At 69.6% G+C, this 22,077-nt stretch carries 14 protein-coding genes; 5 read left to right on the top strand and 9 right to left on the bottom strand.

Annotated features, from left to right (window positions below; translation table 11 throughout):
* Positions 1–157: 157 nt before the first annotated feature.
* Together ACZ5V4_RS02240 and ACZ5V4_RS02245 are read left to right on the top strand one after the other, a co-directional pair.
* The gene (locus tag ACZ5V4_RS02240; protein ID WP_464316552.1) at positions 158–3,328 is read left to right on the top strand and encodes a UvrD-helicase domain-containing protein; all 3,171 of its coding nucleotides are present in this window, start codon (positions 158–160) and stop codon (positions 3,326–3,328) included.
* Positions 3,329–6,283, top strand: coding sequence for a PD-(D/E)XK nuclease family protein (locus tag ACZ5V4_RS02245; protein WP_464316553.1), 2,955 nt, complete (start codon positions 3,329–3,331; stop codon positions 6,281–6,283).
* Positions 6,284–6,297: 14 nt separating this feature from the next.
* On the opposite strand, the gene ACZ5V4_RS02250 is transcribed toward ACZ5V4_RS02245, so the two are convergent.
* From ACZ5V4_RS02250 to ACZ5V4_RS02285, 8 genes are all read right to left on the bottom strand, one after another.
* On the bottom strand, positions 6,298–6,897 hold the full coding sequence (locus ACZ5V4_RS02250) for a class IV adenylate cyclase (protein ID WP_464316554.1): 600 nt from the start codon (positions 6,895–6,897) through the stop codon (positions 6,298–6,300).
* A 2-nt stretch (positions 6,898–6,899) separates the two neighbouring features.
* The gene (locus tag ACZ5V4_RS02255; RefSeq protein WP_464316555.1) at positions 6,900–7,973 is read right to left on the bottom strand and encodes a protein-glutamate methylesterase/protein-glutamine glutaminase; all 1,074 of its coding nucleotides are present in this window, start codon (positions 7,971–7,973) and stop codon (positions 6,900–6,902) included.
* 11 nt (positions 7,974–7,984) lie between these two features.
* Positions 7,985–8,839 (bottom strand): CheR family methyltransferase, encoded by an 855-nt coding sequence (locus ACZ5V4_RS02260; RefSeq protein ID WP_464316556.1) that lies wholly within the window; start codon positions 8,837–8,839, stop codon positions 7,985–7,987.
* Between the two features lie 19 nt (positions 8,840–8,858).
* Positions 8,859–10,955: a chemotaxis protein CheA gene (locus ACZ5V4_RS02265; RefSeq protein WP_464316557.1), complete on the bottom strand. Its 2,097-nt coding sequence runs from the start codon at positions 10,953–10,955 to the stop codon at positions 8,859–8,861.
* A 25-nt stretch (positions 10,956–10,980) separates the two neighbouring features.
* Positions 10,981–11,340, bottom strand: a complete 360-nt coding sequence (locus tag ACZ5V4_RS02270) for a response regulator (RefSeq protein ID WP_464316558.1) — start codon at positions 11,338–11,340, stop codon at positions 10,981–10,983.
* Positions 11,337–11,672: an STAS domain-containing protein gene (locus tag ACZ5V4_RS02275; RefSeq protein ID WP_464316559.1), complete on the bottom strand. Its 336-nt coding sequence runs from the start codon at positions 11,670–11,672 to the stop codon at positions 11,337–11,339. The genes ACZ5V4_RS02270 and ACZ5V4_RS02275 overlap by 4 nt, the downstream gene beginning before the upstream one ends.
* Before the next feature lie 14 nt (positions 11,673–11,686).
* Positions 11,687–13,477 (bottom strand): methyl-accepting chemotaxis protein, encoded by a 1,791-nt coding sequence (locus ACZ5V4_RS02280; protein WP_464316560.1) that lies wholly within the window; start codon positions 13,475–13,477, stop codon positions 11,687–11,689.
* A gap of 216 nt (positions 13,478–13,693) precedes the next feature.
* Positions 13,694–14,368 (bottom strand): DedA family protein, encoded by a 675-nt coding sequence (locus ACZ5V4_RS02285; protein ID WP_464316561.1) that lies wholly within the window; start codon positions 14,366–14,368, stop codon positions 13,694–13,696.
* Between the two features lie 275 nt (positions 14,369–14,643).
* Here ACZ5V4_RS02285 and ACZ5V4_RS02290 point away from each other — a divergent pair, with 275 nt between their 5' ends.
* Together ACZ5V4_RS02290 and ACZ5V4_RS02295 are read left to right on the top strand one after the other, a co-directional pair.
* Positions 14,644–15,939: an MFS transporter gene (locus tag ACZ5V4_RS02290; protein ID WP_464316562.1), complete on the top strand. Its 1,296-nt coding sequence runs from the start codon at positions 14,644–14,646 to the stop codon at positions 15,937–15,939.
* A 339-nt stretch (positions 15,940–16,278) separates the two neighbouring features.
* Positions 16,279–17,340 carry a choice-of-anchor A family protein gene (locus ACZ5V4_RS02295; RefSeq protein ID WP_464316563.1) on the top strand — a complete coding sequence of 354 codons (1,062 nt, stop codon included), beginning with the start codon at positions 16,279–16,281 and terminating at the stop codon, positions 17,338–17,340.
* Here the strand turns inward: ACZ5V4_RS02295 and ACZ5V4_RS02300 are convergent, their stop codons facing one another.
* Entirely contained in the window at positions 17,341–17,823 is a 483-nt protein-coding gene (locus ACZ5V4_RS02300; protein ID WP_464316564.1) for a PAS domain-containing protein, read from the bottom strand. It abuts the gene before it with no gap.
* Between the two features lie 213 nt (positions 17,824–18,036).
* Between ACZ5V4_RS02300 and ACZ5V4_RS02305 the strand changes: the two genes are divergently transcribed.
* Entirely contained in the window at positions 18,037–22,068 is a 4,032-nt protein-coding gene (locus tag ACZ5V4_RS02305; protein WP_464316565.1) for a hybrid sensor histidine kinase/response regulator transcription factor, read from the top strand.
* The last annotated feature ends 9 nt before the right edge of the window (positions 22,069–22,077 follow it).

Raw genomic sequence — 22,077 nt, forward strand, 5'->3', positions numbered from 1 at the left:
AGCAATTCCCATGCCGAAGGTCATCTCCGGCCCAATCGGACGGAAATCAATACAATAATGTAAGTCCCTTTCACCATTTCGTCCACCTCCCGGTGATTGCCCAAGCGGCCCGAAGGGATTACAAGGCCCAGACCGCCATGCACCAAGACGCCAGAAAATGATCGAACAGCTCCACGCTTCGGCCGGCTCGGGCAAGACCTACCGCCTCACCAGGCGTCTGCTGCGCCTGCTCATGCACAGCGGAAACCCGGCCCCGGCCTGCGGCCCCGTGCCCGGCGAAGGCTACGGCCCGGAGAGCATCCTGGCCATCACCTTCACCAACAAGGCCGCCACGGAGATGAAGGAGCGCGTGCTCAAGGCGCTCAAGTCCGTGGCCATGGGCCTGCCCGACCCGGACTACTCCTCCCCGGCGGACCGCGCCAAGGCCAAGGCCTGGCTCGAGCGCACCCTGCGCCACTTCCAGACGCTGAACATCCGCACCATCGACAGCCTGCTCAACCAGCTGGCCAGGCTCTTCGCCCTGGAGCTGGGCCTGCCCCCGGGCTTCGAGACCAGCCTGGACGAGGACATGGTCTTCCAGGACCTCTACGACGCGGTCATGGGCCGAAGCCAAGGCTCGGACCCGGAGCTCGAGGGGCTGGTCGCGCGCATGGGCGACGCGCTCACCGGCATCGAGTGCGCAAGCGGGTTCTGGCTGGGGCCGCGCATGGAGGAGCGCCTGCGCAAGGTCTTCGGGCGGCTACTCACCCAGGGGCCGCCCCCGCCGTGCGACCCGGCGGCGCTTCAGGGCGAGATGGAATCGCTCACGGTTTCGCTCAAGGCCACGGCGCAGGAGCTCAAAAACGCCCTGGCCCGGGCCGGAGCCCGCCCCGTCTCCAACTTCTCGGGATTTCTCGATGCCTTGCTGGCCTTGCCGCCGCTCGCTCCCCCGCCGGATTCGGCCTTCGCGGCCAAGGGCTCCATCGAGGATTGCCTGCTCAAGGACTCCAAGCACCTGGCCACACCCGGCCTGGAGGAGCTCTACCGCCAGCTGCGCGAGCGCTGGGGCGAGGCGAAAACGCGCGGCCCGCTTCTCTCCAAGGCCCTGTCCTGGCACCCCTTCCTGGAATTCGGCGCGCTTCTGCTCGGGGCCTTCGAGGCCTACAGGCGCGACAAGGCCCTGGCGCTGCTCTCCCAGCTGCCGGGCAGCGTGGCCGAACTGCTCTCGGAGTCGGGCGGCGTGCCGGAGGCATACTGCCGCCTGGGCTCGCGGCTCAACCATCTGCTCATCGACGAGTTCCAGGACACGAGCGCAAGCCAGTGGGAGGTGCTCTCGCGCCTGGCCCTGGAGTGCCTGGCCAAGGGCGGCTCGCTCTTCTACGTGGGCGACGTGAAGCAGGCCATCTACGGCTGGCGCGGCGGGCAGGCAGCGCTCTTCCAGGCCGCCGCCGAGGACCCCGAGCTCTGCGCGCTCGCGCCCGTCGAGCGCGAGACGCTTGCGCGCAACTGGCGAAGCGCCCCGGAGATCGTCACGTTCAACAACCGGGTTTTCTCCTCCCTGTGCGCGCCGGACACGGCGAGGCTCGTGTCCATGGCGCTCCTGAACGCCGCGCCCGAGGCCGTGCTCGAATCCCTGGCCGGGGAGCTTCGGGCCTGCTTCGACCACTGCGCCCAGGAGCCCGCCCGCGCCGGCGAGGAATCCGGCGGCTTCGTGACCCTCACGCGCCTGCCCGGCGACTCGAACGCCGAGCACGACGAGGCCGTGCGCGAGGCCCTGGCCGATCTCTTCACGCGCGACCTGCTCAGGCGCCGCGCCCCCTCCGAGATCGCCGTGCTGGCCAGGACCAACGCGGACGCTGCCAAGGCCGCCCAGTGGCTGGTGGACCTGGACATCCCGGTGGTCACGGAGAACAGCCTGCGCCTGGCCGAGCACCCCGTGGTGCGCGGCGCGGTGAGCTTCCTGGCCTTCCTGGACTATCCGCCGGACAACATGGCCCTGTGGGGGTTCCTCTCCTGCCGGGAGCTTTTCTGCCGCCCGCAGAACGTCTCCCCGCAGATTCTCTCGGACTGGCTGGCCGCCCAGGGGCCGGGGCCGCTCTACCGCAAATTCCGCAAGGACTTCCCCGAGCCCTGGCAGCGCCTGATCGAGCCCTTCCTCAAGGGCGCGGGCCCGGCCAGCCCCTACGACCTGGTGCGCGAGCTCTTCGAGGCCTGCGGCGTGTTCGAGTCCTGCCCGGGCGACGAGGTCTTCCTGCGCCGCTTCCTGGAGCTGGTGCACAACGCCGAGACCCAGGGCCACGGCTCGCTGTCGTCCTTCATCGAGTTCTGGAACGCCAAGGGCGGCGAGGAGAAGATCCCCCAACCCGAGGACGCCCAGGCCGTGCGCGTGCTGACCATCCACAAGGCCAAGGGCCTGGAGTTCCCCGTGGCCGTGGTGCCCTTCCACGCGTTCTCCTTCCGCGCCCCGTCCGGCTTCGTGGAGGCCGGGGACGGGGACGCGCGCTTCCTGGCCCCCATGTGCAAGGAGGCCGGGGACGAATACCACCGCCAGGCCGCCAGGACGCTCACCGAGCAGGTCAACCTGCTCTACGTGGCCTGGACCAGGCCCGAGGAGGAGCTGCACCTGTTCATGCCGTCGAGCCCGCGCCTGGTGAACGCCTCGCCCCTGGCCAAGGCCGCCGGGATCATGCTCCAGGCGGCCGGGATCGACCCCGCCGGGGCAGGGGCGGTCTTCGGCAGGCGCCCGCCCAGCCAGGCCGAGCTGGTGCGCCCGCCCGAGCCGCTGCCCAGGGAGGAACAAACCGCCCCCCTGCCCGCGCCGCTCAGCGCGCGCCCCCCGCTGGAATGGCTTCCCGGGCTCAAGATCGTGCGCAGCCAGCTTACGGACCCGGCCGCGCGCCCGGGCGCAGGAGAGCGCAGGCGCGGCATCGTGCTGCACAAGGCCCTCGAGCTCCTTCACCCGGGGGACGAACCCCTGCCCGCCGTGATGCGGGCCATGGCCTCCGAGGGCTTCGGCGACGACGACATGGCCCTGGAGCTGGCCCTGGGCCTTGAATGGCTCGCCTCGCAGGAGTTCTTCCGGCGCTGCCATGGCGCGGGGCTCGCGGAAATCGAGATCATGGACGAGGACGGCGCGGTCCACCGGCCGGACCTGGTTGCCTTCCTGCCCGAGGAGACCCTGGTGCTCGACTACAAGACCGGCCGGGAGGACCCGGCGCACCACGATCAGCTGCGCCGCTACCTGCGCCTGGTCCAGGCCCTGCCCGCCTCTGCGGGAAAGCCCGCGCGCGGCGTGCTGGCCTACGTGGACCTGAAGGCCTGGCGCGAAGTGCTCCCCGGGGAGGCCTAAGTGAATCCGATCACCGTCATCCCCTGGGACCGGGACTTCATCGCGGGCCTGTCCGCGCATCTGGTGGAGAATTTCCAGGGCCGCTTCGAGAACCTCGTGGTGCTCTTCCCGCACCGCAGGCCCCGGCGCTACCTGCTGGACAGGCTGGCCGCGGACGCGCGCCTGCCCAAGCCCTGCCTGCTGCCGCGCGTGCTCTCCATCGGGGAGCTCTTCGCGGAGCTCGCCGGGAGACTCCTGGACGCCCCCCCGCGCACGCTCACCGAGCTCGACCGCGTGGGCGTGCTGCACAAGGTGGTCCTGGGCCTGGGCTCCGGGCTTCGCGGCCCGGACAACGCCCTGCCCCGCGAGGTGCGCGACTTCTTCCCCTGGGGGCTCGGCCTCGCCTCGCTCCTGGAGGAGCTTTTCCAGCAGGGCGTCACCGCAGCCAACCTGGACCACGTGCAGGACATGGTCATGCCCACGGCGGCCGCGCTCCTGGGCAGCCTGAAGAACATCCAGCAGGCCTACCGCGAGGCGCTTCTCGCGCGCGGGGCGGCCACCCCCGGGCTCCTGAGCGCCCTGGTGGCCGACAGGGCCGAAGAGGCTACGGCGCTGCTCGCGGGCAGGACCGTGCTGGCCTGCGGCTTCCACGCGCTCACGGGCAGCGAGGAGGCCCTGTTCAAGGCCCTTTGGCGCAAGGGCACGGCCGAGATCGTCTGGCACACCGACCCGGCCGTGGCCGGCTCGGCGCGCGAGGCCCACTGGTCCTGCGAGGAGCACGTGCGCTGGCTCGCCCAGTGGAAGGCCCGCGCCAGGCTCGCCGAGGACGAGAAGCGCTCCCCGCAGCCCGCCTGGCGCACCCGCTCGGACCAGTTCAGCCTCTTCGCGGCCGCCAGCGCGCCCGAGCCGCCCAGGCGCGCGAAAATAACCTTCCACCAGGGCTTCGACCTGCATTCGCAGCTCATGGCCCTGCGCAAGGAACTGGACGCCGTGGGCGACACGGCGGGCTACGCCGTGGTCCTGCCGGACACGAGCATGCTCATGCCCGTGCTGCACCACCTGCCGCGCCGGGACGTGAACGTCTCCATGGGCTTCCCGCTGTGGCGCTCGCCGCTCTTCCAGCTCATCGAGACCATCCTGCGCCTCCAGGACGGGCGCATGCCCGGCGGCTACCACTGGCGCGAGGTGATAACGCTTCTGCGCCACCCCCTGCTCAAGCTCCTGCGCATCGGAGAGGAGACGCCCTTGCGCCTCTTCTTCCACGACTGGGAGGCGGCCATCCGCCAGGGCGAAAAGCACCTCTCCCCCCATGGCTGGGCCCCCCCGGAGGCCGACCCCGAGGCCGAGACCCTGCGCGCGCGCGTGATCCAGACCTGCTTCACCGCCTTCGAGGACGTGACGACCCCGAAGGCCATGGCCGAGGCGCTTGGCGGCCTCACCTCGCTCCTGCTCGACCCGGCCCACTCGGGCGGACGCTGGGAGCGCTTCGTCATCGACGCGGCCTGCCTGGCCAGGCTCATCGACCAGGTGATCCCGGAGCTCGGCGAGAGCGAACTCAGCGCCGAGAGATTCCCGCCCGAGGCCGTGCGCTCCATGACCCGCGAGATGCTCCGCCGCCAGCGCGTGCCCTTCGACGCCGATCCCCTCTCCGGGCTCCAGGTGCTCGGCATGCTCGAGACCAGGCTCCTCACCTTCGAGCGCGTCTTCGTGCTCGGGGCCACCGAGGAGGTTCTTCCCGGAACCCCGCGCCCGGACCCGCTCCTGCCCGACCCCCTGCGCCAGGCCCTGGGCCTGCCCGGCCAGCGCGAGCGCGACCTGACCGCCGCCCACACCTTCCACCGCCTGATCCAGGGCGCGAGGGAAGTGGGGCTCTTCTACTCCTCGGGCATCCAGCCCGGGCTGCTGGACGGCAAGAGCATGCCCAGCCGCTACGTGGAGCAGCTCATCTGGGAGGAGGAAAAACGCGCCGGGCGCATCCTCGGCCCGGCCGACGAGCCGCGCAGGCTCATCACCATGCCCATGCGCGGCGTGCGCCCGCCCTCCCCCGAGGTGGAGAACACCCGGGCCTGCCGCCTGAAGCTCGAGACCAGGCTCCGCTACCGGGGCGTGTCGGCCACGCTCCTGGACAGCTTCATCAGGTGCCCGCTGGCCTTCTTCTACGCCAACTTGACGCCGCTCACTCCCCTCGAGGAGGTCGCGGAGGAAGGCGATCCGCCGGCCTTCGGTCAGCTGGTGCACGAGGTGCTGAACGATTTCTTCGCCCCGCTCCTGGGCAAGGCCATACCGGCCGGAGGATTGGACGGGGCGGCCCTGCGTGCGCTCTTCGCGCGGCGCCTGGAGGAGGCCCCCTTCTTCCGGCAGATGCCCGCCCACGCCAGGAGGATGCTCGCGCGCACGGCCGACGGGCGGCTGGAGGCGTTCGCGCGCAACACCCCGGCCTGCACTCCCCTGGAGACGGAAAAACGCATCGGCGCGACCCTGGAGACAGGGCCGGCACCCTACGGGATCACCTGCGTGCTGGACCGCCTGGACCGCCGCGAGCAGGGCGTCGTCATCCTGGACTACAAGACGGGCAGCCCGAAAAAGCCCCAGAAGAAGTTCTGGGACGACGAGCGCCTCTGGGACGTGGTGGAATCGGGGGACGTGGCCGCCGGGCTCTCCATGCTGGAGGAGCTCTCGACGAAGCTGGGCTCCATCCAGATGCCCCTGTACCTGCACGCCTGCTGGAAGGCCACTGGCGGCGAACCGGCGGACGCGGCCTTCGTCTGCCTGGGCAAGGGAGGGGTCGAAGAGGCCCTTTTCGGCCCGGGGGTGGACGAGGAGGCCCGCTCGGCGATCATCCGGGAGAAGGCCCCGCTCCTGGCAGGGTTCGTGGTGTCCATGATGCTCGGGACGCCCACGTTCAAGCCCCAGCCCTCGCGCGGCTGCGCGTGGTGCGCCTGGCGGCAGGCCTGCGGCCGCGCCCGGGAAGAATAGCTAACCGGCGATTCTCATTCGGGGATGGGGCACAGGGCCTTGAGCCGGGCCTTGTCGGCGGCCGAGAAGAGGAAGCTGTCCGCCGGAGCGGCCCCGAGCCTGGCCAGGTGCTCGCGGTAGAGGTCGTGGTAGGTCACGGCCCTGGCCTGCGCCATGCCGAGGCCCAGGCAGCCAGCAGCCCTGGCGATCACGTCCGGCTCGCCCTCGATCTCCACGAACTCCCCGAAAGGCAGCACGTCCAGGCAGACCAGCGCCTCGCCGAGCCGCCACGTCTCGCGGCACTTCTCGTACCAGAGGGCCTCGGCGTAGCCCAGGCCGTGCAGGATCCTGCGCGTGGCCTCGAAGTCCTCCACGCGGGTCTCCACCTCGTCCATGGCCTTGATCCCGGCCACCGGCGCGACCCGCGCGGGCCGCTTCCAGGTGAGGATGCAGCGCTCCCCGGCCTGGCGCAGGCGCAGAAGCTCGCCCCTGGCCCTGAGCGCGCGGTCCGGGGTGTCGAACACGGCGTTGCGCTCGAAACGGCAGGGCTTATGGGGCACGCCCTGGCCTGCGAGCGCCCGGCGCACCGCGTCCAGCGACTCCACCGCGAACTTGGCTTCCAGTTCCCTGGCCATCCCTACACGCACACTCGCAACACTTCGCCCGCGATGCGCTCCAAGGACGTCACCTTGTCCACCCCGCCCAGCTTGATGGCCTCGTTGGGCATGCCGAACACCACGCAGCTGGCCTCGTCCTGGGCGATGGTGTAGGCCCCGGCGTCCCTCATCTCCTTCATGCCCTCGGCTCCGTCGTCGCCCATGCCGGTCATGATCACGCCCACGGCGTTCTTGCCCGCGTAGCGCGCGCTGGAGCGGAAGAGCACGTCCACGCTGGGGCGGTGCCGCCTGACCAGCGGGCCGTCCTTGACCTCCACGAAGTAGCGCGCGCCCGAGCGCTTGAGCAGCATGTGCTTGTTGCCCGGCGCGATCAGGGCCTGGCCGCGCAGCACGGAGTCGTTGTCCTTGGCCTCCTTGACCGTGACCTTGCAGATGGAGTCCAGGCGCTTGGCGAAGGCCGCCGTGAAGTTCTCGGGCATGTGCTGCACGATGGCGATGCCTGGGCAGTCTCGCGGCAGGGCCTCCAGGAACACGCGCAGGGCCTCGGTGCCGCCCGTGGACGCCCCCACCACCACGACCTTCTCCGTGGTGCCGAACATGGCCTTGCCCGTGGGCCCGGGCAGCACGGCGTCGGCCGAGAGCTTGGGCTGCACCTGCATGGGCGCGGCCTGGGGCCTGAGCTTGAGCTTTGCCTTGGCCGCGGCCTTGACCGCGTCGCAGATGCGGATGCGCGACTCCTCGATGAACTGCCTGGCCCCGAGCTTGGGCTTGGTGATGATGTCCACCGCGCCGAACTCCAAGGCCTTGAGCGTCACCTCCGACCCCGATTCGGTCAGCGTGGAGCAGATGACCACCGGGATGGGGTGCTGGGTCATGATCTTCTTCAGGAAGGTCAGCCCGTCCATGCGCGGCATCTCGATGTCCAGCGTGATGACGTCCGGGATCTCCTCGGCCATGTGCGAGGCGGCGTTGTACGGGTCGGAGGCCGCGGCCATCACCTCGATGTCCGGGTCGGAGGAGAGTATTTCCGTGAGCGCCTGGCGCACCAGGGCCGAATCGTCCACCACGAGGACGCGGAGCTTTCCTGCTTTCATCCTGTGGCTCCTTATGTGCGGCGGTAGACCGTGGGTGCTATCGGGGTGAGCGGGAGGTCCATTCCCGTGATGCTCTCCGAATGGCCTATGAACAGGTGCCCGCCCTTCTCCAGGCACCGGCAGAACCGCCCCAGGAGGTTCTCCTGGGTCTTGCGGTCGAAGTAGATGATCACGTTGCGGCAGAAGATGACGTGCATGGGCTTGTCGAAGGCGAACTCCTCCATGAAGTTGAGCCGCTCGAAGCGGATGCGCTCGCGCAGCTCCTTGGTGAAGCGCACCAGGCCCAGGGAGCGGTTCTTGCCGCGCAGCATGTAGCGCTTCTTGTACTCCATGGGGATCGCGCGCGCCTTCTCGTCGGAGTAGGTGGCGTTCATGGCCCGCTTGAGCACCTGGGTGGAGATGTCCGTGGCCAGGACGTTGAAGCGGAACCCCGGGGTCTTCAGCGCGAACTCGGAGAGCACCATGGACAGGGTGTAGGGCTCCTCGCCCGTGGAGCATCCGGCGCTCCAGAGGCGCAAGGGGACGCTCGGGCCGTGGCGGTGGAAGTGGTCGGGCAGCACCTTGCCCGAGAGTATGTCGAAGTGCTTGGGTTCCCTGAAGAACTCGGTGGTGTTGGTGGTCACCGTGTCGATCAGGTCGATGAGCTCGTTCTCCAGGCCCTTGGGGCTGAAGAGGTACTCGCAATAGGCGGAGTAGCTCTCGAAGCCCAGGATGCGCAGGCGCTTGTGCAGCCTGGCCTCCAGCATGGTCTTCTTGGTGGGGGGCAGCTTGATGCCGCATTCGGCGTAGATGAACTCCGCCAGACGGTTGAAGTCGCGGGCGGGCAGGCTCTCCTGCCGCCTGGAAGACGTGTCGGCCTGGTTCATTTCAGGTAAATCCCGCTGGTCATTGCGCCTCGTCGAGGGCCATGCGCACCAGGCGCTTCACGTCCAGGATCAGGGACATGGTGCCGTCGCCCTGGATGGTGGCTCCGGAAAAGCCCTCGAGCTTGCGAAAAACCGGGCCCAGGCTCTTGATGACGGTCTGGTGCTCTCCAACGACCAGGTCCACCACCATGCCCACGCGCTGGCCTTCAACGCCCAGCACCACCACCTGCTCGATGGCTGGCGGCTCGCCGGGCAGGCGGAAGGCCTCCCGCAGGGAGACGAAGGGCACGGCCTCGCCGCGCAGGTTGATGATGCGCCCCCGGCCGTTGCCGGAAAGCTCGCCGCGCTTGAGTTCCACGCACTCTTCCACCAGGTCCAGGGGCATGACGTAGCCCTGGTCCCCCACCTGCACCTGGAGGCCGTCGATGATGGCCAGGGTCAGGGGCAGCCTGATGGTTGAGGAGGAGCCGCGCCCGAGTTCGGATTCGATCTCGATGCTGCCCCGCATGGAGTTGACCACGCGCTTGACCACGTCCATGCCCACGCCCCGCCCGGAAATGCTCGAGACCTTGCTGGCCGTGGAGAAGCCGGGGAGGAAAATGAGCTCCAGGGTCTGCTTGGGCGAAAGCTCGGCGTTCTCCGGGATGAGCCCGCGCTCCAGGGCCTTGCGCCGGACTTTCTCCGGGTCGATGCCCTTGCCGTCGTCCACGATCCTGATGACCACGTCCCCGCCGGTGTGCTCGGCCGTGAGGCTGATCACGCCCTTGCGCGGCTTGCCCGCGGCCTCGCGCTCGCCCGGGGATTCGATGCCGTGGTCGATGCTGTTGCGCATCAGATGGATGAGCGCGTCGCCCAGGCGGTCCAGCACGGTCTTGTCCAGCTCCGTGTCCTCGCCGCTGGTCACCAGGTCGATCTCCTTGCCGAACTCGCAGGAGAGGTCGCGCACCAGCCTGCGGTAGGTGCTGAAGCTGGAGCCGATGGGCAGCATGCGGATGGAGAGCGTTGAGTCGCGGATGTCGTCGCTTAGGCGCTCGAGCTCCTCGGTGAGCGTGAGCATGTTCACGTCCGCCAGGGCCAGGGCCGCCTGCCGGATCTGGGCCTGGACGATGACCAGCTCGCCCACCAGGTCCTGGAGCAGGTCGAGCTTCTCGGCCGAGACCCTGAGGCTCGTGGCCGCGTCCGGGGCCTTGCGCCCTTCCTGGCGCTCCTTGCCCAGGCACTGTTCGGCCAGGGCCGCGTCCACGCTGGCCTTGGGCACGAGCCCGGCCTCGGTGAGTATCTGGCCCAGGCGCTTCTGGGACCCGAGCGCCCGGTCCACGCCCTCGGCGGTGATGTCGCCGCGCTCCACAAGAATCTCGCCCAGGCGCTTGAGCTCCGTGTCCTCCGAGGCCTGCACGGTGCTTATCGAGAACTCGCATTCGTCCTCGGCGAAGAGGAAGACGTCCTTGATGGCGCTTTCCGGCGTGTCGGAGGTCAAGAGCACGTCCCACCAGAGGTGGCAGGACTGGGGGTCGAGCTCGCGCAGGGGCGGGATGTTCTCCGTGTGCGCGAAGACCAGGGTTTCGCCCAGTTCGGCGAGGTCCTGGAGGAAGAATTCGGGGTTGTTCCCGCTGGCGTAGATGTCGGCCTTGGGCCGTATACGCACGCGGCGTACCTGGGGCTTCGCGGCCTCCTCCCCGGGGGCTGCCCGCAAGTCCTCCGGGGCGGCCTCGTGCGGGGCCTCCAGGACCACGCGCACCCCGCCGGAGAGCTCCCTGAAGCCCGCCAGGATGGCCTCGGCCTCGGCCATGAAGGGAGAGAGGTCGCCCCCGTCGTTCTCCAGGAGCGTCTTGACGTGGTCCTTGGCCCGGAAGGTGAAGTCGAGCAGGGGCTTGGTTACCGCCAGCTGCCCGGAGCGGACCTTGTCGAAGACCGTCTCCACCTCGTGGGTGAAGTGGGCGATGTCGTCGAAGCCGAACATCGCGCCCGAGCCCTTGAGGGTGTGCATGGCCCGGAAGACCCGGTTGACGGATTCGCCGTCACCCGGAGCGTCCTCCAGTTCGAGCAGAGCCGTTTCCAGCTCGGAGAGCAGGTCGGCGGCCTCGTCGCGGAAGGCTTGGCGGTGGATGTCTTCCATGGGCGGCCCGTTGCGCGCAGGCTTCCTAGCGCAGTACCTTCTGGACCACGGCCAGCAGTTGCTCGGGCTTGAAGGGCTTGACGATCCAGCCCGTGGCCCCGGCGTCCTTGCCTTCCTGCTTCTTGCCCGCCTGGGACTCCGTGGTGAGCATGACGATGGGAATGAACTTGTAGGCGGCCTGGGCGCGCACGGCCTTGATGAGCGAGATGCCGTCCATGTTGGGCATGTTCAGGTCGGTGATGACCATGTCCACCTTGCCCTGGAGCTTGGAGAGCGCGTCCTTCCCGTCACCGGCCTCTATCACGGCGTAGCCGGCGTTTTTGAGGGTGAAGGCCACCATCTGGCGGACGCTGGCCGAATCGTCGACTGTCATGATCGTCTTCATGCACCATCCCCGGAACAAAACGCCTGGTGAAAGTCCCGCTGGGAGAACCCCATGTTCTCTGCCGCCCGGCGAAGAGGCTCTGGCAGAGGCGTGTCCATTACGATCCGTTTGCCGTCCAGCCTGGCCTGGAGGCAGAGGGCGAAGAGCAGCTGGAAGAAGGTCAGGTCCGCGCCCTCGACCCCGCCCAGGTCCAGAACCAGCCCGGCCGCCGCGCTCTCGAGCGCTTCCGCCAGGGCCGCGCGCGCCTCGGCCGCGCAGGAAAGGTCGAACAGGCCCGAGGCCCTGACTGCGGTGAGGCCCTCCCCGGCCGAATCGGTGGTGATTACGCCCAATCGCGGCCTCCGGATCAGAAAAGTTCGACGTTGTCGCCGTATTCGCCTTCCCCGGGCGAGTGCTCCTGGCTCCCCTCGATGCCCAGCACGCTCTCGTGCACCAGCCGCTCGGCCTCCATGGTGTAGCGCTCGAGCATCTCGCGCAGCTTCGGGGAATGGGAGGAGCCCGCCCCTTCCGGAAGGACGGCGGCCAGCTCCTCCACGAGCTCCTGCAGGCGCACCTCGGCCACGGTCATGTCCTGGACCAGGTCGTGCTGGAACCCTAGCGACTCCACCGCGCCCCCGATCTGCGCCGAAAGCGCGGCGGCGAGTTCGCGCACGCGCGAGGCCGCGCTCTCGGTCCGGGCCCCGATGTCTTTCAGCCTGCCGACCTCGGCGTCCAGGTCGGCCACGATCTCCTCCATCAGCGAGAAGCAGCCGCCCTGCGCCTCGGCCTGGCCCGCGAAGGCCGAGGAGTCCACGGAGCCCAACAGGCCCATGATGGATTCCGTCTGCCCCCTGGCGTCCACGGAAAGCTTCTGGATGGCCGAGGCCAGCACGCCCAGCGCCTTGCCCTCCTCGCCCGTGTGCGCGGCCTTCACCGAGGCGTTCAGGGCGATGAGCTCGATCTCGGAGCCCACCTCCTCGATTTCGGCCACCGAGGCGGACATGTCCCCGATGGAGTCCCCCACCTCGCGCATGACGGCGGCCATGCCGCGCTCCAGCTCCGCGTAGTCCCTCAGGGACCGGGCGATGCCGCTCACTTCTTCCTCGATCTGGACCAGGACCGCGCCCGGGCCGCCCTGCCGGTCGGCCAGCGATCCCGCCTGGGCGCCCATCTTCTCCACGCGGCCCGCGATGTCGCGCAGGCTGTCCTCGAGGGAGAGCATGGCCTCGGCGAAGCGCGCTCGCGCGTTGCCGAGCTGGGAATGCTGGAGCACCAGCACGCTGGAAACCCAGCCGGCGAGCTCCGTCCAGTCCGAGGCGTTGAGCCCGCCTTCCGTGCCCGGGCCTTCCAGGGCCATGTTCCGGGCCTCCTCGGAGGCTTCGGACACGTGCTCGAGCTGCTGGCGGATGATGTCGTGGAACTGCATGGAGAGCACGGCCTCGGAGACGCTCCTGACCACGTGCGCGGCCTCCTCGCCGATGCCGCCCGCCACGGAGCGCGAGGACTCCACGAGCCCCTCCAGGGCCTTGAGGTCGCGCCGCAGGAGCCCCATGGCGTTCATGGTGCAGTCCTGGCGCATGCGGTCCATCTCGTCGATGCGCGCTGCCGCGTCGCGGCACTGCGTGGTCAGGGCCAGCGAGCGTTTGAGGATCTTGTCGGAAGAGATGACGATCTTGCCCGCGAGGGTCTCCACGTCGTCGGCCAGGGTGCTGAAGCCCAGGCCCTGGCTGCCGAGCCTCGCGCTCTCGATGCGCGTGGCGATGCCCAGCATGCTCAGGTGCTTCACCAGCCGGGCGAAGTCGCGCATGCTCTCGGTGAGCCTCGCGCCCACCGAGGAGATGGAGGCCAACCCGGTGGCCTCCTGGCCCGCGCAGGTCCGGTCGTAGGCCTCGCCAAGGCGGTCCAGGTGGGAGGAGAGCTTGGCCGCCGACCCGAGTAACGCTTCGCCGAAGATCATCCCGGAGAGCTCGGACGCGCCGTCCGATACTGCCCCGGCCTGGGAATTGAAGGAGTCCAGCGCGCCGCCCAGGCGCAGAAAATCGCCCTCATGGCCGTGGAACGACTTGAGAAAACCCGTGCCCAGCCCGTCAAGCCCGCGAGCGCAGAGGCTGGCGGCTTCCGATATGCGTTCTTCTTCGTCGGGCGCTACGGCGGACATGATACCTCTCAGGACGCTTGCTGCCGCCATCCGGAGCGTTCCGGGACGGATGGGGGCTGGAGAGAGCTCCCTTTTCGCAGGAAAAGGTGTCCCAAACAGGACGAAAATGCAAGCGCGAATGATCGTCCTTCAGCCGAAGAGGCGATCCGGGAGGACGAAAACATTGTGGCCTCGGCGATATGCGCCGCCGGGCGGGAGGGGGAGCGGGCGGCGCGGCTATTCGGCCTTGGGGCCGTCCGGCGGGGCGGCCTCGCCGGAGCGCTGGGCCGCGGGCGGGGCCGCGTCCGCGCCTTCGCCGGCCTGGGGCGCGCCGGACGCCTGGCAGGCCTCGGCCTTCAGGCGCTTGCGGCGCTTGAGGTACCAGATCAGCAGGCCCGCGCAGGCCGCCACGATGAGGATGATCATCTCGATGTGGTGCACGTCCTTGAGCACGGAGGCCACCACCGTGCCGAAGAAAAACCCGGCGTAGCCGAAGGTCAGGGCCCAGATGGCAGCGCCGATGGCGTTGAGCACGAAGAACTTGAGGCCGGAGATGTCCGTGGTGCCCAGGATGAAGGGGGTGAGGTTGCGCAGGCCGTAGAAGAACCTGAAGGTCAGGATGAGCACCTCGTGGAAGCGCTCGAGCATCTGGTGCACGCGCTGCACGCGGCACTTCCACTTGGGGCGCGACTCCACGAACTGCTTGCCCTTGAAGCGCCCGATGTAGAAGGCCGTCTGGTCGCCCGAGAGGCTGCCCAGGAAGGCGGTGAGCATGCACATGTGCAGGTCGAGCTGCCCGCTGAAGGCCAGGAAACCGGCCACCAGCAGGATGGTCTCCCCTTCCAGGAAGGTGCCGATGAACAGGGCGAGATATCCGTAGTCCCTTACGACGCTTTCGAGAAATTCCAACATGGTGCGTGCGCGCCTGCCTCGCGGGTCGCGGCCTGGGCCGCGAGGATGTCCCCTGGGGCCTTTGGGCTCCCGGGCGTGGATTGTATCCGGAATTCCGGCGGATTGTCGGCGATTCTGACGCGCCCGAAGACGGGGTGCGCGTTTTGTCCAACAGGTCCGGGGCGCATTGCCCGGCGTCGGATGATTAAGCCCAGCTTGTCCTTCTGTCCACTGTTGTTTTGCGCCCCGAATAAACAACTGTTGCCTGGCCGGACGCTTTGGTCTAGGCCCGGGCGATGCCCCTTCCCACCGGCCCGGCCTTCACGTCCTTCAGGACGCGCGTCTTCGCCGTGCTGGCCCTGGCCTACATGCTGGTGACCTTCCACCGCCTCTGCCCGGCCGTGGTGGCCGTGGACATGATGCGCGACCTCGACGCCGGGGGAGGGCTCTTGGGCATGCTCTCGGGCGCGTTCTTCTATTCCTACGCCCTGATGCAGCTCCCGGCCGGACTTCTGGCGGACTCCTGGGGGGCCAGGCGCACCACGGCGACCTTCTTCGCGCTGGCAGCGGCCGGGGCGCTGTGCATGGGCCTGGCGCCGGACGCGGCCTGGGCCACGGGCGGACGCGTGCTGGTGGGACTCGGCATGTCCATGATCTGGGTCTCGACGCTGAAGACCGTGTCCGAGTGGTACCCGCCCTCGCGCTTCGCGGCCATGGCCGGGATGCTCGTGTCCGTGGGCGGGGTGGGCTCGCTCCTGGCCTCGGCCCCGCTGGCCTGGGCCGCGCAGATGGCCGGGTGGCGCAACGCCTTCCTGGGGCTTGGCGCGCTCACGGCCTGCCTGTGCGCCCTGCTCTGGCTCCTTGTGCGCGACACCCCGGCCCGGGCCGGGTTCAAGGGCCCGGACGTTCCCCACGGCCCGCAGCCGGGCAGGCAGGCCCTGTGGCCCGGCGTGCGCGTGGTGCTCTCCAACCGCCGGGGCTGGCTGCTGGCGGCCTGGCTCTTCCTGGACAACGGCGTGTTCTTCTCCTTCGCCGGGCTCTGGGCCGGGCCGTTCCTCAAGCACGTGCACGGCTTCGACCGCACGGAATCGGGGCTCGTGCTGGCCATGATCTCGCTGGGGCTGGTCACGGGGGCCCCAATGCTGAGCGCGCTCTCCACCAGGGTCCTGCGCAGCCGCAGGAAAACGCTCGCGCTGTGCGCGGCCGGGCTCTGCGCGCTCCTGGGCTATCTGCTCGCGCGCTTCCAGACCGCCACCACGGCCGAACTCTACGCCGTGTTCTACCTCTTCGGCGTCTTCGCCGGGGCCTCGCCCGCCGTGGCCTTCACCTCGGTCAAGGAGCTCTACCCTCTGGCCCTCACGGGCACGGCCACAGGCATCATGAACACCTTCCCCTTCGCCGGAGGGGCCGTGTTCCAGCCGCTTCTGGGCCTGATCCTGGAAGCCTACGGCCGCACGCCGGAAGGGGGCTTCACCCAGGCGGGCTATGGCGCGCTGTTCGCCGCCCTGCTCGGCACGTCGGCCGCGCTTCTGGGCGTGTGCCTGCGCCTCACCGAGACGCTGCGCCCGGAAACGAGGGACCAGGCGGCTTGAATGCCGCTCCGGGCATTCCGGCCCGCCATTTGTCCGACTATTCCGGACTCCCGTCACACCATTTTCAACGGACTGATTCTCCAGGTTCTTTTTTCTGGTCCGGAAATTCCGGACAAAATCCGGAAAGCTCGGACGGTCAGCCCCCCGCACTGACAGATCAACAGGCTTAAATTACTAAACAAAAAGTCTCTGCACCCTCTCATGGCAGCCTTCAACGGCCGATCGAGCCTGGTCATCGCGCCCCTCAGGAAGCCCGCGCGACGCCTCCACTCCTGAATTCCGGGCAGATGGCCCGCTTGTTGCTTGTTCGTGGGCAGCAGTTCTTCCGAGGATACGCACATGACGTCACGCCTTTCCCGCGCCTTCAGGGCGCTCGCTTCGGCCCTCGTTCTCACGGCCACCCTCGCCCCCTCCTGGGCAGGAGCCTCGCCGCTCAATGCCCTGGGCCTGGACCCGAGCCTCAACCTGCTCTCCTTCGGCGACTTCAACGCCTACTACTCCGACGTGCAGGGCCGCGTGGCCGTGGGCGGAAACGCCGCCATACAGGGCTATTCCGTGAACCTCGCCTACCAGGGCACGCAAGGCCCCGGCCTCGTGGTGGGCGGGAACCTGAATTTCTACAACGGCACGGTCTGGGGGGACACGCTGGTCGGCGGCAACCTGACCTCCAACTACTCGGGGGCCTTCACCGGGAACGTGTTCGTGGGCGGAAACCTGAACGCCTCCCAGGGCCTGTCGGTGGGCGGCGGCAACAAGGCCTACGTCAGCGGCTCGTCCGTCTCCATCCCCGGAGTGAACCTGCCCATCGCGGCCGCGGCCGCGCCCTTCGACATCGGGTTCGATTTCGCGTCCGAGGCCGTGCGCCTGAACGCGCTCTCGGACCAACTGGGGATCGCCGCGCCCACCGGCGTGGTCTCCGACCTCTGGGGGACGCTCGTGCTGGACGCCACGGGCAGGGAGCTGGCGGTGTTCGACATCACGGCCGCCGACGCGGCGCGCAACATGGTGCTGCAAGGGCTTTCGGACACGGCCACCGTGATCATCAACATTTCCGGAAACGTGGTGGACTTCGGCTTCCACGGCTACACCAACTTCATGGACGCGGCCGGGCGCATCCTCTTCAACCTGCCCGACGCCACCAGCGTGACCTTGAGCTCGGCCATCTACGGCTCCATCCTGGCGCCCGGCGCGTCCGTGCAGCACCAGTGGGGGCTCGTCACCGGGCAGGTGGTGGCGGCCAACTGGTACAGCTCCGTGCAGGTCAACGACGTGCCCTTCGGCGGGGACCTGCCCCGCGCGGCCACTCCCGAACCCGGGACGGTCATGCTCCTGGGGGCGGGGGTGCTCTTCGCGGCCCTCTCGCGCATGCGTTCGAGGGCCGGGCGCGCGCCGAAAGCCTGATCAGGCGTCGCGCAGGGCCTCGAGGGGGGCCGGGGTGTCCACGATCCCGTAGTAGAGCGTCCCGTGCTCGCGCGGGTAGAGCCCCACCTCCATCTCGACCGAAAGAAGCTCTCCGGCTTTCGAGTACATGCGCGAGGGCAGCACGCAAAAGCCCGAGCAGTCCACCAGCCTGCGCAATGCGGCCCAGGTTTCGGGCGCGCAGTCCGGCCCGAGTTCGAACACGCGCATCCGCCTGAGGTCCTGCCCCTGGCGGCCCAGCATGGCGCAGAGGGCGGCGTTGCAGTAGACGATGAGCCCCCCGCGCTCGGCCAGGAAGTACCCCCGCCGCGAAACGTCCATCACCCGCCTGTCGCCCGTCTTGAGCCCGGCCCCGCCGCGCGGGGGCGTTTCCCGCGCCCGCGGCCCGGCGGCGAGGCCCAGGCGCAGCCGCCTGGCCTTCGAGAACACGGCCGTCGCGGCCTCACCGGCGCAATCCTGGCGCATCGTCTCCCTCCGTTCGCGGGCGGCTTGCCCTCTTCTTTCCAGGGCACATGGCCGCTTTCGCGCGGGGGGAACAATCAACTACGCGCCGGAGCCTATAACAAACGCGCCAAAATGGCTCCGGACAGCGCGGTTTCGCACTGGACTGGGCGGCGGGTGCAGAGTTATTGCGCCGGTTGCGGTTCAGTTCAACATAACGAAAACACTGGACAACATATGACCTCCCCGTCCGTCTGGAGCGCGAAGGCCGCCGCCCCGGCCCTGCTGGCCGCCCTGTTTCTGTCCTTGATCCACTCGGCCTGCCTGGCCGCCGCGCCCATCCGCTTCTTCCACGTGGGCAGCGAGGAAGGCCTGCCCCAGGTGACCATCCGCTCGCTCCTCAAGAGCCGCACGGGCCAGGTCTGGGCGGGCACCGAGGACGGGCTGGCCCGGCTGGACGGCGCCTCGGTGACCGTGTTCAAGAAGTCGGCGCGCAACCCGGCCTCGCTTTCGGACAACTGCATCTCCGCCCTTGCCGAAGGCCCGGACGGGGTGGTCTGGGCCGGTGTGCTGGGCAACGGGCTCAACGCCATCAGCCCGGACGGGGCGTCCATCAGGCGCGTCCAAGCGCCCTCCATCGCCCACGCCGACATCCTCTGCATCCTGCCCGACGATTCCGGGCTCTGGCTGGGCACGGGCTCGGGGCTCAAGTTCCTGCCCTATGGCGGGGAGGACGCCGTGGCCGTGGAGCTCAGGCGGGCGGGCGCGCCCCACGCCGGGAAGGTCCGCGCCGTGGCGCGCGGCCGGGGCTGCCTGTGGGCGGCCACAAAGGGCCAGGGCCTGGCCAGGCTCACCCCGGAAGGCGAGGCGCGCTGGTTCGGCCCCGGGGACAACGGCCTGGAGGAGAAATCCTTCAACACGCTCTTCACCGACGCCTCCGGGCGCGTGTGGGCCGGGGGGGAGAACGCCGGGCTCGTGGAGATCATCGAGGACGCGGACGGGGTGCGCTTCCGGCATTACACCAAGGCAAGGGACGGCCTCGGGGCCAGCGACGTGATGGCCGTGGCCGACGCGGGCCAGGGCAGGCTGTGGGTGGGCTCCTGGGAGGGCGGGCTGCAGCTCTTCGAGCCGGGCAAGGGCGTGCTCGACACCTACAAGAGCAGCCCCGCCGACCCGACGACACTTTCGAGCGACATCGTCACGGCCATCGTCACGGGCGACGGCCCGGACGTCTGGGTCGGCACCAACGAGCGCGGCCTGTCGCGCTTCGACAGGGACCAGGCCTTCAAGAGCTTCACCTACAACCCCATGTCGCCCTCCGGCCTGCCCAACCCGCTCGTCTGGTGCTTCGCGCAGGACAGCCTGGGCCGCCTCTGGGCGGGCACCTCCAAGGGCTCGGCGCTCCTCGACCCGCGCACCAGCGCCTACCTGCCCCCGGCCCTCTCGGGGGAAATCGCCAAGGAGAGCGTCCGGGCCTACGCGCCCTTCCCCGGCGGCATGTGGATCTCCGTGCGCAAGAGCGGCGTGGTGCGCCTGGACTTCGCCACCGGGGAGGTCACGTCCATCTCGCAGGCCCCGGGCGTAAGCCAGGCCCTGGCCAACAACGAAGCGCGCCTGCTGCTTTTGGACCCGGAGCGCCGTGAGCTCTGGATCGGGCTCTCCCAAGGGCTCCTGCTCTACGACACCGCCACCGGTGCCGCGCGGCGCTTCGGGCACGACCCGTCCGACCCGTCGTCCCTGCCTCACGACCGCATCCGCGCGCTGCACCGCGACGGGCGCGGGCGCATCTGGGTGGGCACGAGCCTTGGGCTCGCGCTCCTAAAGGAGGACCGCTCCGGGTTCACCGTCTGGAAGCACGACCCGGCCAAGCCGGACGCCTCCCTGGCGGGCTACGGGGCGCGCTGCGTGGCCGAGGACGGCACAGGGCGCTACTGGGTGGCCACGGAGACGGGCGTCACCGTGCTCTCCCCGGACACAGGCGAGGTGCGCAACCTGCGCGAGGAGGACGGCCTGCCCAACGGGGCCGTGTACGGCATCGTGGCTTCCGGCGGGTTCATGTGGGCCAGCACGATGCGCGGCCTGGCCCGCATCGACCCGGCCACGTTCGCGGTGCTGCGCTACTTCAAGCGCGACGGGCTGCCGGACAACGAGTTCAACTTCAACGCCTGGGGCAGGCTCCAGACGGGCGAGTTGCTCTTCGGCACGGTCAACGGCTTCGTGATGTTCGCTCCGGGCAGCGTGCCCTGCCCCGAGAACGCCAGGAAGCCGCCCCGGATCGTGCTCTCGGCCTCCCCGCCCTCCGGGAGCGTGGAGGAGAACGGCGCGACGCGCCTCGGCTGGCGCTCCCCGAACATGGACTTCCGCTTCAGCGCCCTGGCCTTCGAGCCGCCGGGCAACATCGTCTACCGCGTGCGCCTGGCCGGCGCGGAGACCGGCTGGCGCGAGGGCGGCGAGACCCAGGCCTCCTACGTGGGCCTGTCCCCCGGCGTCTACGACTTCGAGGTGGAGGCGCGCGAGACGCACGGGCAGTGGTCCGCCGGGCCCGAGCACTACCGCTTCGTGGTGGAGAGCCCCCCTTGGCTCGGCTGGCCCGCCTTCGCGGCCTACGCCCTCCTGCTGGCCGGGCTCATGGCCCTGCTGGCCCGGGCCGCATCGGCGCGCCAGGCCCGGCGCGCGGCCTGGCTGGAGACCGAGGTCGCCAAGCGCTCGGCCCAGTTGGCCGAAAGCCACGCGCTGCTCGAGGAGCGCAACGCCAGCCTGGCCAGGCTCATGGAGGCGCGCGAAAAGCTCTTCCGCTCCATCGCCCACGAGTTGCGCACTCCCCTGGCGGTCATCGTCACCGCCCTGGAGCGCAACATGGAGAGCTTCCAAGGCAAGGCGGCCCAGGCCGCGCAACTGGCCCTCAAGTGCTCCATGAGGCTCTCGAACCTGATCAAGGCCGTGCTGGACGTCTCGCGCGGGGAGTCGCGCCGCCGCGAGACGGTCTTCGAGGCCGCCAAGGCCCTGGAGGAGACCCTCGCGCCCTTCCGCCTCATGGCCGAAACCCTGGGCAAGCGCATCGAGGAGGACACCTCCCGCGCGGCCGGGGCCTGGGTGAGCATGGACAGGGAGCTCTTCATCGCGGCGGTGGGCAACCTGCTCTCCAACGCCCTCAAGTACGGCAGGAGCTCCGTGCGCGTGGAGGCCCGCGCCGAAAGCGGCGAACTGCGCGTGGACGTGCTCGACGACGGCGGCGGCGTGGCCCCCGAAGACCTCCCGCGCGTGTTCGAGTGGTTCTCGCGCGGCCAGGGCGGCCTTACGTCCGAGGGCTGGGGCATCGGGCTGCCCACGGCCAGGGAGGCCGTGGAGCGCCACGGCGGGAGCATCGAAGCCCGCAGGCCCGAGACGGGCGGGATGCTCTTCGGCGTGCGCCTGCCCCTGGCCCCCCCGCCCGGAGACGCCGACGCCTTCGACAGGTCTCCCGCCGCCGGGGCGCCCAACGTCTCGGCGCTCTCGGGCAGGAAGGTCGTCCTGGTGGAGGACGACGAGGACCTCTCGGGCCAGCTGGCCTCGCTCCTCGGGGAGCACTGCCAGGTGAGCGCCGCCCGCGACGCGGAAGAGGCCTGGAAGCTGATCGCCTCCACCCTGCCCGACCTCGTGGTCTCCGACGTGATGCTGCCCGGGCGCAGCGGCTTCGAACTGGTGCGAGAGGTCAAGGAGCGCCTGGACACCTGCCACATCCCGGTGGTCCTCATCAGCGCCTACGACGAGGAGGAGGTCCGCCGGACCGGGTTCGAGCAGTCCGCCGACGCCTGCCTGGGCAAGCCCTTCAGCCCGGACGAGCTGCTCCGGGTGGCGGCGGCCCTGGTGAGAAACCGCGAGCTCGCGGCGCAGCGCCTCAGGCGCGCCGTGCTCTTCGAGCCCGCCCTTCCGGAACCCGGGGACATCCCCACCATGGAAGCGCCGGAGAAGGACGTCCTGGAGCGCATCCGCGAGGCCTTCACTCCTCAGGATTTCGCGCAGGAACTGAGCCTTGGCGACGTGGCCGGCAGGCTCGGCATGAGCCCGCGCAGCCTCCAGCGCGCCTTCGAACGCGCCGGGATCAACTGGCGCGACTTCAAGAGGCTGAACCAGCTGCGCCACGCCATGGAGCTCCTGCGCGCCAGCGGCGTGAGCGTCACCGAAGCGGCCATGCAGAGCGGCTTCGGCAGCCCGGCCTACTTCGCCAAGGTCTTCAAGGACCACGTGGGCGAGACCCCGAGCGAGTGGCGGGCGCGCCAGCGGCCTTGACCGGGCTGC

Source organism: Fundidesulfovibrio sp. YSD1 (genome assembly GCF_055397115.1).